General features: G+C 63.7%; 11 protein-coding genes. 4 read left to right on the top strand and 7 right to left on the bottom strand.

The features are described from left to right. Positions 1-53: 53 nt before the first annotated feature. The 3 genes from sdhD to HNO79_RS02465 all read right to left on the bottom strand — a co-directional run bounded on the left by sdhD (position 54) and on the right by HNO79_RS02465 (position 2,153). Positions 54-485, bottom strand: coding sequence for a succinate dehydrogenase, hydrophobic membrane anchor protein (gene sdhD, locus HNO79_RS02475; RefSeq protein ID WP_010514766.1), 432 nt, complete (start codon positions 483-485; stop codon positions 54-56). A gap of 2 nt (positions 486-487) precedes the next feature. Then, positions 488-880 (bottom strand): succinate dehydrogenase, cytochrome b556 subunit, encoded by a 393-nt coding sequence (sdhC, locus tag HNO79_RS02470; protein ID WP_010514767.1) that lies wholly within the window; start codon positions 878-880, stop codon positions 488-490. Positions 881-1,133: 253 nt separating this feature from the next. Continuing rightward, complete coding sequence (locus HNO79_RS02465) at positions 1,134-2,153, bottom strand: aspartate-semialdehyde dehydrogenase (protein WP_010514768.1); 1,020 nt, start codon at positions 2,151-2,153, stop codon at positions 1,134-1,136. Between the two features lie 281 nt (positions 2,154-2,434). Between HNO79_RS02465 and zwf the strand changes: the two genes are divergently transcribed. Further along, complete coding sequence (gene zwf / locus HNO79_RS02460) at positions 2,435-3,958, top strand: glucose-6-phosphate dehydrogenase (protein ID WP_214164630.1); 1,524 nt, start codon at positions 2,435-2,437, stop codon at positions 3,956-3,958. Between the two features lie 219 nt (positions 3,959-4,177). Here zwf and HNO79_RS02455 read toward each other — a convergent pair whose 3' ends face one another. From HNO79_RS02455 to HNO79_RS02440, 4 genes are all read right to left on the bottom strand, one after another. Further along, positions 4,178-4,711, bottom strand: coding sequence for a Spy/CpxP family protein refolding chaperone (locus tag HNO79_RS02455; protein WP_200410246.1), 534 nt, complete (start codon positions 4,709-4,711; stop codon positions 4,178-4,180). Between the two features lie 60 nt (positions 4,712-4,771). After that, positions 4,772-5,116 (bottom strand): hypothetical protein, encoded by a 345-nt coding sequence (locus HNO79_RS02450; RefSeq protein ID WP_048857290.1) that lies wholly within the window; start codon positions 5,114-5,116, stop codon positions 4,772-4,774. Between the two features lie 87 nt (positions 5,117-5,203). Beyond that, positions 5,204-5,848 carry a 2OG-Fe(II) oxygenase gene (locus HNO79_RS02445; protein ID WP_214164711.1) on the bottom strand — a complete coding sequence of 215 codons (645 nt, stop codon included), beginning with the start codon at positions 5,846-5,848 and terminating at the stop codon, positions 5,204-5,206. 78 nt (positions 5,849-5,926) lie between these two features. Next, positions 5,927-6,265, bottom strand: coding sequence for a carboxymuconolactone decarboxylase family protein (locus tag HNO79_RS02440; protein ID WP_010514774.1), 339 nt, complete (start codon positions 6,263-6,265; stop codon positions 5,927-5,929). 120 nt (positions 6,266-6,385) lie between these two features. On the opposite strand from HNO79_RS02440, the gene zapE reads away from it, so the two are divergent. The 3 genes from zapE (at position 6,386) to odhB (ending at position 12,191) form a co-directional block, all read left to right on the top strand. Next, positions 6,386-7,588, top strand: coding sequence for a cell division protein ZapE (gene zapE, locus HNO79_RS02435; protein ID WP_214164629.1), 1,203 nt, complete (start codon positions 6,386-6,388; stop codon positions 7,586-7,588). Positions 7,589-7,937: 349 nt separating this feature from the next. Further along, positions 7,938-10,811, top strand: a complete 2,874-nt coding sequence (locus HNO79_RS02430) for a 2-oxoglutarate dehydrogenase E1 component (RefSeq protein ID WP_048857291.1) — start codon at positions 7,938-7,940, stop codon at positions 10,809-10,811. Positions 10,812-10,931: 120 nt separating this feature from the next. After that, positions 10,932-12,191, top strand: a complete 1,260-nt coding sequence (gene odhB / locus HNO79_RS02425; protein WP_010514781.1) for a 2-oxoglutarate dehydrogenase complex dihydrolipoyllysine-residue succinyltransferase — start codon at positions 10,932-10,934, stop codon at positions 12,189-12,191. The last annotated feature ends 33 nt before the right edge of the window (positions 12,192-12,224 follow it).

Raw genomic sequence — 12,224 nt, 5'->3', positions numbered from 1 at the left:
TGCGGCCCGCCGGTCCGCGAATGTCATGTTCTGCTCAGGCGATCGCGCGGGCTTCAGCCCGCTGCAATCCTGCCCCGGCTGCTGCCGGCCAGCGCCAGCTTCAGTACGGAAACCGTGCCGAACAGACCCAGAAGGAAGACGATCCCCTTCATCAGCAGGCCCGCAGGCAGGTGCGCCTTGCCGTGCACGTAGTCATCAATGATGACCTGCAGCCCAAGCTGGGTGTGGTAGAAGGTCAGGATCACCAGCGACAGCATCATGGTGGTGTTGAGCGGGCGTGCGCCCCACTTCGCCACTTCCGGCTGTGATGCGCCAGCAAGGCGGAAGACCTGGATCACGAACCAGCCCGACAGCGGCACAAGGGCCACCGCCGATGCACGTTCCGCCCACCAGTGGCCGACACCGGCCTGACCCGAGCCCAGTCCGCGCGCGCGCGAAAGCTGGGAGCGCATGACCGTGATATGCGGTTTCTTCGGATTGCTCATGATCAGGACGCCTTCTTGCGGGAACGACAGATCGCGACACCAAGGATACCGGCCACCAGCGCCAGCGTGGTTCCCACCGTCACGCCCACGGCCACGGGGCCATCCTCGTTGATTTCCTTTTTGGAAAAGCGATAGCCGCTATCCCACACAAGGTGGCGTATCCCCGCCACGAAGTGATAGACCAGCGCCAGTGCCCACCCCGCGAGCAGCATCTGCCCCAGCGGGTTGCCGGTCACCTTCTGGACCTTGCTGAAAGATTTGGGTCCCTTTGCCGCCGCGCTGATCCAGCACAGGCCAAGTGCCGAACCGCCTGCGGCGGCGACACCGGCGGCGCGGTTCGCGATTGAAAGGAACATGGAAAGACGGAAGCGGTAGACCTGGAGGTGTGGGGACATAGGCCGCCTGGTCAGAGTTCCGTCGCTTCGCTGCCCTACATAGAGCGCATCACGGACATCCTGCATGGTCGTCTCGTCAATTTCCCTGTTATGGCTTCGGTTTGTTCCGTTGCCTTGTCTGAATTCGGTCCTACGCCGCACGGAAGGCCGGGTCAACGCACGCCCGGAACACGAGGTTGAGAGACCTTCCCCCGGCTACATGGCGGTACAGCCCCGCTGCACCGCCATCCATGGGGACCCCGCAGGCAGCCCGTCAGTGTCCGAGCAGGTCGAGGGCGACCATCGTCTCCGCGATCTGGACCGCGTTCAGCGCAGCCCCCTTGCGCAGGTTGTCGGCAACGCACCAGAAGCCGAGTCCATTGGGCACCGTCGGGTCAATGCGCAGGCGCGAGACATAGGTTGCGTCCTCGCCCACGATCTCAAGCGGTGTCGCATATCCGCCGTCCTCGCGCTTGTCATGCAGCACCACGCCCGGCGCTTCACGCAGGGCTTCGCGGGCGCGTTTGATATCAACGGGTTCCTCAAATTCTACGCTAATGGCCTCGGCATGGCCAATGAACACGGGAACACGCACGCAGGTGGCGAAAACGGCAATGTCGGGGTCAAGGATCTTGCGGGTCTCGACCGTCATCTTCCACTCTTCCTTGGTCGCGCCGTCATCCATGAACCGGTCGATGTGGGGAATGCAGTTGAACGCGATCTGCTTTGTGAACTGTTCGGCCTTCAGCGGGTCGCCCACCAGGCTGCCGCGTGACTGGTTGAACAGTTCGTCCATGCCGCTTTTGCCCGCACCGGCCACGGCCTGGTAGGTGGCGACCACAACGCGCTTGATTGTGAACAGGTCATGCAGCGGTTTGAGTGCAACCACCATCTGGATGGTGGAGCAGTTGGGATTGGCAATGATGCCGCGCCTGGCCTTCTTCACATCGTTGGGATTGACCTCGGGCACGACCAGCGGCACGTCCGGTTCCATGCGGAAGTGGGACGTGTTGTCGATCACGATGCAGCCCGCTTTCGCAGCCCGCGGCGCATGCACGGCCGAAACCGCCCCGCCGGGGGAGAAAAGGGCGACATCCCAGCCGGTAAAGTCAAAGGTCTCGAGGTTCTGGACCTTCAGTACCTTCTTATCGCCAAAGGAGACTTCCTTGCCCGCCGAACGGGCGGACGCCAGGGCCACGATCTCATCCACAGGGAACTGGCGCTCGGCCAGAGTCTTGAGGATCTCGCGCCCCACAGCGCCGGTGGCGCCCACCACCGCAACGCGGTAACCCATAATCTTCTTCCTGTCCTGTCATGCCGGTCCATCCGGGCGGACGGACCCATTGCCGTAACTGTACCGACACCTAGAGCCTGCGCAGCAAAGGCGCAAGCAGGACGGACCGCGCAAAACCGCTAACCGAATCGGGGGTAAGGTCAAGGTGACACGTCCCATGCGGTGATAGGCCTTGTCCGTATCGGCGTGCCGGGTGCACGCTTGGCCCATCGCGCCATACCGGGCAGGCACGCCGCCATCCGTCCCGGTACAGGGCGCAGGCAAGAACGGTTAGAGAGATCATGGCCCTATCATCTGATATTTCCGCAACCATGCCCCCCGGCGCCCATCGGGCCCCCGCGTGCACCCTGGTCATTTTCGGGGCGCATGGGGACCTGACCAAGCGGCTGCTCATGCCCGCGCTGTACAATCTGGTGGGTAACGGGCTGCTGGATGACGGCTTCCGCGTCATTGGCGTGGACCGCGTGGACAGCACCACCGCGCAATGGCGCGACGGCCTTGCCGCCATGATGCAGTCCTTCACCCATGACCCGAACGCCGAATTCCATCCTGCCAGCATCAATGCACAGCAGTGGGACTGGCTGGCGCAGCGGCTGGAGTATGTACAGGCCGATTTCAGTGATGCGGACGCCCTGCGCCAGCTGGGCACGAAGCTGCCGGGCAACGCCATCTTCTACCTGGCCATCCCGTCGCGGTTTTTCGCCACGGTGGTCGAAACACTGGGCAAGGCCGGTGTGGTGGCGCAGAAGGAGGGCGTTTTCCGCCGCGTGGTGATTGAAAAGCCGTTTGGTTCGGACCTGGCTTCGGCAAAGGAACTCAACCGCCGGGTGCTGTCGGTACTGGACGAGTCGCAGGTCTTCCGCATCGACCACTTCCTTGGCAAGGAAACGGTGCAGAACATCCTCGCCATGCGATTCGGCAATCTGATATTCGAACCGCTGTGGCGCAATGAATATGTCGATCATGTCGAGATCACTGCTGCCGAGACCATTGGCGTGGAACAGCGCGGCGCGTTTTACGAGCCCACGGGCGCGCTGCGGGACATGGTACCCAACCACCTGTTCCAGCTTTTCGCCATGGTGGCGATGGAGCCCCCCAATACCTTCGACGCCGAAAGCGTGCGCAACGCCAAGGAACAGCTGTTCGAGGCCGTGACCCCCATCGACCCGGCGGATGCCGTGCGCGGCCAGTATGCAACCGGCACGGTGGAGGGCAGACCCATGGTCGGCTACCGCGAAAGCCCCGGCGTGGCCCCGCACAGCAATACCGAAACCTATGTGGCGCTGAAGCTGCATGTGGATAACTGGCGCTGGGCCGGGGTGCCGTTCTACCTGCGCACCGGCAAGGCGCTGGGGGGACGGCGGACCGAAGTTGTGGTGCAGTTCCGCAAGCCGCCAATGCTCATGTTCCGTGAAACCGAAACGGAGGAACTGCCCCCCAACCGCATTATCCTCAACATCCAGCCAGCCCAGGGGCTGACGGTGGAACTGGGTGCGAAAAAGCCGGGGCCGGAAATGGACCTGACCGATGTGCAGGCCCGTTTCCGTTACGAGGACGTGTTCGCCAAATCGCCCAATGTCGGGTACGAAACCCTGCTGTATGACTGCCTGATGGGGGACGAGACCCTGTTCCAGCGTGCCGATAATATCGAGGCCGCGTGGAAGGCCGTCGATCCTGTCCTGCAGGCATGGGCAAAGGATACGGCGGGGCCGGAACTATACGAAGCCGGGACATCAGGTCCCAGCGGGGCGGACGACCTGCTGCATCGTGACGGACGGTCGTGGTACCCGCTTGATCGCGCCTGAAAGATTTTTTGAAAACGACCTGTTCATAAGGATAAAAGTTTCCGGCTGCCGCCTTTCTTCAGAAAGGCGGCGTTCCTTAGAAGCTTTCTGAAAAAAGCTTCACCAGAAACTTTCTTGCGACCGGCTCCGTCTGGCTGTTGCGGATCGCCCGGGACTGTCAGGTAAGCCGGATATGGCCTGGCCCCGCTCGCAACATGCTGTGGGCGGGGCGGGACGCGTTTACTGCGCGGGGGCGGCGGTCGTTCCCTGCGCATCGGCAGCCTTGGCCTGCTGTGCGGCGGTGTGTTCGCTGTCGCCCTCACGGAACAGGGTGTCGGCATGCTTGCGCTGCTTCTTGGACAGGCTGTCATACAGCGATGCGAACGCCGTGTTCAGCGTCTGCATGTCACGCGCGCGCTCGATCACCAGATCGGCATAGGACTGCATGTTTTCCACCGCGTTCAGGGTGGGCAGCTTGGACCGGCGGTCCTCGATCGCATCATGCAGGCGCTGCGCGTTGTCGCGCATGTCCTGTGCAAAGGGGGCCCACAGGGCTTCCTGCTTCTTGGTAATGCCCAGCTGGTCATGCAGCGCCTTGATATGGGCTTCCACCTGTTCCGGCGCGGGATCGCGCGGGGTGTGGGCCAGTGGCGCGGTCGGGTTGGGCTTGCCTGCTTCTGTCTGGGTACCCGTGGTGGGCTGCGGGTCGGCGGCCATGGCCATGGCGGGCAGCATCAGCAGGGCAGCGGCGGGTAGGAACCGGCGGAACATCATGTTGTATATTTTCCTTCGCAGGGGTGTCGATATGCGTGGGATGTGTCAAGGCTGCGGTTATCAGTAACCGCCGCCATAGGGGTAATAGGCCGGCGGCGGCGGGGCCGGCGCGGGGGTGGGATAGTAGGCCGGTGGCGGTGCCGCAGCGCCGCGTTCGGCCAGCGTGCTGCCCAGCATGGCGCCCACTGCAAGACCGGCCAGGCCACTGCCCACGGCCAGACCCGCGCCGCCGCCACCACGGTGGCCGCCATAATAACCGCCACGCGGCGGCGGGGGCGGTCCGCCACGTCCACCACGGGGACCGCCATGCCACGGCTGGGCCTGCGCAGCCGGCACGGCCGTTGCCAGTATGCCCAGCGCAAGGCTGGCTGACAGGAGGGAAGCAGTAAGTTTGCGCAGATGCATGGAGTTTGAGAACCTCGACATATCGTGAAGGCGGATAACAGGATCATTATGACCAATGTCCGTGTCGAAACAATGGCCGGGTCCGTGTCAGGCCACCCAGGGCAATCGCTTTGTCAGGGCGGATAACCGGTGGCGACGCAATTCGTTGCGCGCCCTGGCATCATTGGTCATGTAATTCAGCTGTATGGTGTGGCGGGGACCGACGTACTGCCGGTGGCCATGCCATGTTTCCGGCCCGTTGGGGAAGACCAGCAGCGTGCCGTTGACGGGCGGAACCTCGACCGTGAAATCCTCCAGGTCATGGTCGTTGCGCAGCAGTCGCAGGCAGCCTTCATGCCGTGCCCATGCCGTGTCGTCCCCGGCGTTCAGATACAGCAGGACGGTCACGCGCTTGCTGGCGGAATCGCGGTGGATGCGTCCGTCCTTGGCCCGCGTGCGTCCACGCAGGGTCAGCATGGTGGGGGCCGTATCCAGATCCAGCGCGAATTTCCGCGCGATCAGGGTTCGCAGCCGTGGTCCTTCCAGTTCCGTCACCAGCCGCGCCATAAGCGGCGAAAGCGTCAGCGCCCCTGGCGGGAAGGACCCGCCGGAGCGGATGTCAGGCAGGCTTGCGGCAAGGGCATGCAGGTCATCGGACCTGATGAAATGCGGGACCACCACATGCGCAAATGGTGCGGTGGACACGGGCGCTGCCTCCAGCGCCGCATAGTCGGGGGTGACGGGTTGGATCATGCCATCCTGCAAGCTGGTCACTAAGCGGCTTCCAGATTAGGCCCGGACACGCCCCCCCCGCAAGCATGCGTACGGGGATCAGGCCGTGACCGTGTCCACCGCGTCCAGCACCCGGCTGGAATAGACCGTGGCCGCCCCCGCATTCAGCGCCACGGCAACGCCCAGTGCTTCGGCAATTTCCTCTTTCGTGGCCCCGGCCTTCACCGCGGCGGTGGAATGGACGGATATGCAGCCGTCGCACCGTGTGGTCACGGCAACCGCCAGCGCGATCAGTTCACGTGTCTTGGCATCCAGCTTTCCGGTGCGCGCGGCAGCGCCATCCAGCGTCTGGAGTCCCTTGATGGTGTCGGGCGAGAGCGCCGCGAAAGCTTTGATAGAGTCGCCCAGGTGGGCGCGGTAGGCGTTCCAGTCAGTCATCACAAACTCTCCATTCTGGCTGGTTTCAGTTCACCAGATGGAGAGAACCCCTGTCATGACACAGTTTGGCGAGTTTGCGCCCTTGATGGGGTGTTTGTTACGGACTATCGCCGAAATACCATGGATACAGACATAGCCCCCGCCCGCCCGTCCGCTGCGGCGTTGCCCGCAGGTACCGGCCCCCTCGCCGCCTATGAGGCCCGTGTGGCTTCTGGCCGTCTTGATCGTGACCCGGAACAGGAAAAGGCCGCCCGCCGGCTCGACCGCCTGTGGCGTGAACTACGTGACTACCACCCGGTGGTCCAGCAGCACGCGCCGCAGGCCTCGGGCTGGCTGGGCGGGCTGAAGGCGCGCCTGGGCCTGTCGGGGCGCCACGCCACCGAGGCCCCGCGTCCGCGCGGCGTTTACATGGTGGGACAGGTGGGGCGTGGCAAAACCATGCTCATGGACCTGTTCTTCAGCCTCGCCCCCGTGGAACACAAGCGCCGGGTCCATTTCCACCGCTTCATGCAGGACGTGCACCAGCGCCTGCATGACATGAAGGCGGCCGATCCCGACCTGACGGATCCCATCCCGCCGCTGGCGCGCCAGATCGCGCAGGAAGCGTGGCTGCTGTGCTTTGATGAATTTCAGGTCAATGACATTGCCGACGCCATGATCCTTGGCCGCCTGTTTGATTACCTGTTCGCCGATGGCGTGGTGGTGGTCGCGACATCCAACACGAAACCCGAGGACCTGTTCCAGGACCGTCCGGGCGCCGATGCCTTCAAGCCGTTCATTGCCGCGATTCTCAAGGAAGTGGATACCGTCATCCTCGATTCCCCGCGCGATTACCGCCGGGGCAATGCGCGGGGAATGCAGACATGGATCATCCCCGCCGATGATGCGGCGCGCCGGGCGCTCGACTCGATCTTCACCCGGCTGGCCGATGGCGCGCCGGTCGTGCCGGTTACGCTGGACATCATGGGCCGCCGCCTGAAGGTGGACCAGGCGGCAGGTCCGGTCGCGCGCTTCAGCTTTACCGATCTGTGCGGCAGGCCGCTGGGTGCTGGCGATTACCTGGCGCTGGCCACGCGGTTTCCCAACCTTGTCCTGGATGGCGTCCCGCGCATGGGGCCGGATAATTTTGACGAGGCCCGGCGCTTCATCGTCCTGATCGACACGCTGTACGAACAGAACGTCAAGCTGTTCGCCTCCGCCGAGGACAGGCCGGACGCACTGTATGCAAAGGGGCAGGGCGCCACCGCGTTCGAACGCACCGCCTCGCGTCTGGAGGAAATGCAGAGCGCGGCCTACATGCAGCTGCCGCACCTGAACGCATAGGAGCGGACAGGGGATGAAAGGGTCACGCCATCGTGACGGTTATGGCGGTGGTGTGACTGGTCAGGCGGTAGGCAAGCAGGACGGTCTTTGCTTGGGTATGGGCAAGTTCGCATCAGCCGGGACAAAGGCCGCGGATATGGACGTTTTCCGCACGCCGATCCCCGCTATCGGAGGACAGGCACGAAAATGTCAGTATGCGCGGCAAGCAGACCTGATCCTGATGAATGATGGCGGCATCCCGGCAAGGGTGCGGCTAGGGTAGCGATACAAATCGGGCCGGTGAAAATGACATGCCGGATCCGACAATAGCGCGGCCAAAAAAGGCCGCCAGCGAGGAGATGTCTTCAATATGGCGGGCGTAGATATTCTTTCGACCGCATTCAGTGGCGCCAATACGGCCTATCTGGCTGAATTGTATGCGCGCTGGGTGGCCGATCCCAACAGCGTCGATCCTTCCTTTGCCTCCCTGTTCCAGGAACTGCATGAGGATGGTCCGGAAATCGTTCATGATGCGGAAGGGGCCTCCTGGGCGCCGCGTCCGCACATCATCACCGGTGATGAACCCGCACCCCTGCCGAACGGCAAGGCGGCGGGGGTTACGGCCGAAGGGCTGCGGGCCGCGGCTGATGACAGCCTGCGCGCGACCCAGCTGATCCGTGCGTTCCGCGTGCGTGGCCACCTGGAGGCCCGGCTGGACCCGCTGGGCCTGCAGGTGCCCCAGCCCCATGCCGACCTTGACCCGGCAACCTATGGCTTCGGCCCCAAGGACCTTGATCGCCCGATCTACCTTGGCCACACCGTCGCCAGCCTGATCGGGACCGACACCGCGACCATCAATCAGGTGCTTGATGCCCTGCGTTCGGTCTATTGCGGGCCGATCGGCGCCGAGTTCATGCATATCCAGGACCCCGAGCAGCGCATGTGGGTGCAGGCGCGGCTGGAAGGCGACAACTGGCGCAAGGGCGCAAGCCCTGAACAGAAGAAGGTCATCCTGCAGCAGCTGACCGAAGCGGAAGGCTTCGAGTCCTTCTGTCAGAAGCGGTATGTCGGCACCAAGCGCTTCGGCCTTGAGGGCGAGGACGTGACCATCCCCGCGCTGCACGCGATCATCGATCAGGCGGCACAGGGTGGCGTGCGCTCGGTCGCCATCGGCATGCCGCATCGCGGGCGCCTGAACACGCTGGTCAACATCGTGCGCAAGCCCTACACCGCCATCTTCAGTGAATTCGCCGGTGCGTCCTTCAAGCCGGACGACGTGCAGGGGTCGGGCGATGTGAAATACCATCTCGGCACCTCCACCGATGTCGAGATCGGCGGCACACCGGTCCATATCTCGCTCCAGCCCAACCCCTCGCATCTCGAGGCGGTGGACCCGGTCGTGATCGGCAAGGTCCGCGCGACACAGGATGATGACGATCCCCACCAGCGTGGTCGCCATATGGGCCTGCTGCTGCATGGTGACGCGGCGTTCGCCGGTCAGGGCATCGTGTATGAAACGCTGGCCATGTCGCAGCTGATCGGCTACCGCACCGGCGGCACGATCCATGTCGTGGTCAACAACCAGATCGGCTTCACCACCGTTTCGGTCCATTCCTTCTCCGGTCTGTACTGCACGGACGTGGCCAAGGCGGTGCAGGCCCCGATCCTGCACGTCAATGGTGACGAGCCCGAAGCGGTGATCTACTGCTCCCGCCTTGCGGCCGAGTTCCGCCAGAAGTTCGCGTCCGACGTGGTGCTGGACATCGTGGGTTACCGTCGCCACGGCCATAACGAGTCCGACGAGCCGTCCTTCACCCAGCCCACCATGTACAAGGCCATTGCCGCGCGCCCGACCATCCGCACGCTGTATTCCGACCGTCTGGTGCGCGAAGGTGTCGTGACCGAGGCTGAGGTCACGGCCGAATGGGACGGCTTCCACAACAGGCTGGAAGAAGCCTACCAGGCGGCACAGGGCTACAAGCCCAACAAGGCCGACTGGCTGGAAGGCGCGTGGAAGGGCCTGAAGCCGCCGCCGGTGGACGCAACCCGTCCCGCGCCGGAAACCGGCGTGGCGATCGACACGCTCAAGGAAGTGGGCGCGGCGCTGGCGCAGGTGCCCGATGATTTCAACGCCAATTCCAAGATTGTCCGTCAGCTCAAGGCCAAGGCCAAGATGTTCGAGACGGGCGAGGGCATTGACTGGGCTACGGGCGAGGCGCTGGGCTTTGGCACGCTGCTGCTGGAAAAGCACCATGTCCGCCTGTCGGGCGAGGACTGCCAGCGCGGCACCTTCAGCCAGCGTCATGCGGTGCTGATCGACCAGATCAACCAGAACACCTACGTGCCGCTGAACAACATCGCCAAGGACCAGGCCGCGATCGAGATCTACAACTCGCTGCTGTCCGAATTCGGTGTGCTCGGGTTTGAATACGGCTATTCGCTGGCCGACCCGAACGCGCTGGTGCTGTGGGAAGCGCAGTTCGGTGACTTCGCCAATGGCGCGCAGGTCATCATCGACCAGTTCATCGCGTCGGGTGAGACCAAGTGGCTGCGCATGTCCGGTCTGGTCATGCTGCTGCCGCATGGGTACGAAGGGCAGGGGCCGGAACATTCCTCCGCCCGTCTGGAGCGTTATCTCCAGCTCTGCGCTGAAAACAACATGCGCGTGTGTAACCTGACCACGCCAGCCAACTACTACCACGCCCTGCGCCGCCAGCTGTTCCTTGATTACCGCAAGCCGCTGATCATCATGACGCCGAAATCCCTGCTGCGTCACAAGCTGGCGGTGTCGGCACTGAAGGATTTCGGTCCGGGCACGCGCTTCCTGCCGGTGATTGGGGAAATCGACCAGATTGCCGCCCCGGCCAAGGTGGACCGCGTGGTGATCTGTTCGGGCAAGGTCTATTACGACCTGCTGGCCGAACGGCGTGAGCGCAAGCTGGATAACGTCGCCATCCTTCGGCTGGAGCAGTTCTATCCCTTCCCCGAAAAGATGCTGGCCGAGGAGCTGGCCCGCTATCCGCAGGCCAAGGTGATCTGGTGCCAGGAAGAACCGGAAAACATGGGTGGATGGAGCTTTGTCGATCGCCTGATCGAAGGCGTGCTGACATCGGTTGGCCACAAGAGCACGCGGCCGGCCTATGTCGGGCGTGTGGCGGCGGCAAGCCCCGCCACGGGCCTGGCGAAGATCCATGTCGCCGAGCAGACGGCGCTGGTGAACAGGGCGCTGGGTGTCAGCGCCTGACCGTCACGGGTTACGCATAAGGGAAATGGGAACGGCGGTCTGGCCGTTCCCCTGAATAACGATAAGGCCGCCCGGACGTGTCCGATGCGCCAGGGCGGCAAAGGGATTGGGAATTAAAAGATGTCTGCCGATATCAAGGTACCGACACTGGGTGAAAGTGTTACCACAGCAACCGTTGCAAAATGGCTGAAGCATCCCGGTGATGCCGTGAAGGAAGATGACCCGTTGGTGGAACTGGAAACCGACAAGGTCAGCGTGGAAGTTCCCGCGCCGCAGTCTGGCGTGCTTGGCCCGCTGCTGGTTCCCGAGGGTGAGGAAGTCGAGGTCGGCACCGTGCTGTCCACGATCGAGGCCGGCAGTGGCGCCGCCCCCAAGCCTGCGGCCGCCCCCGCGCCGAAGAAGGAAGCCGCCCCTGCGGGCGTGCAGGCCCAGCCCGCCGCCAGCGGCCCGGTTGCCCGCCCGGCAACACCGCCGTCCGATGTCGCGGCACAGGGTGCCGCAGCCGTGGCTTTCCCGAGCGCGCGCAAGATGATGACCGAGCAGGGCGTGTCCGCAGCCCAGGTCGGCACCGGCACCGGCAAGGATGGCCGGATCACCAAGGGTGACGTGCAGACATTCCTGTCGCAGCCGCGAGCAGCCCAGCCTGCCGCCGCCGCACGCCCGCCCCGTCAGGACGACCCGCGTGAAGAACGCGTGAAGATGACGCGCCTGCGTCGCACCATCGCCCGTCGCCTGAAGGATGCGCAGAACACCGCAGCCCTGCTGACCACTTTCAACGAAGTGGACATGTCCGCCGTCAAGCAGATGCGCGCGGAATACAAGGATCTGTTCGTCAAGAAGCACAACGGCACCAAGCTGGGCTTCATGTCCATCTTCAGCCGTGCGGTGATCGCGGCCCTGCAGGAATTCCCGGCCATCAACGCCGAAATCGACGGCGATGACGTGATCTACCGTGAATTCGTGAACCTGGGCATTGCCGTGGGTGGCCCCAACGGGCTGGTCGTGCCCGTAATCCGCGACGCGGACAAGATGAGCTTTGCCGAAATCGAAAGCACCATTGCGGGCTTCGGGAAGAAGGCACGCGAAGGTACGCTGAAGATCGATGAACTATCGGGTGGCACGTTCTCGATCACCAATGGCGGAATCTATGGCTCGCTCATGTCCACGCCCATCATCAACGCGCCGCAGTCGGCCATCCTTGGCATGCATGCCATCCAGGATCGTCCGGTGGCGGTTGACGGGCAGGTCGTGATCCGCCCGATGATGTATATCGCCCTGACCTACGATCACCGGATCGTGGATGGCAAGGAAGCGGTCAGCTTCCTTGTGCGGGTCAAGCAGAACGTGGAAGACCCGCGCCGTCTGCTGCTGCAGGTCTGATGCCTGCCGGGGCCGTGCCATGCGCGGCCCCTA

It is taken from the genome of Komagataeibacter oboediens (assembly GCF_018491655.1).
Taxonomy (GTDB): Bacteria; Pseudomonadota; Alphaproteobacteria; order Acetobacterales; family Acetobacteraceae; genus Komagataeibacter; species Komagataeibacter oboediens.
The sequence above is the reverse complement of the archived record's forward strand: the minus strand, read 5'-3'. Positions and strand labels throughout refer to the sequence as shown.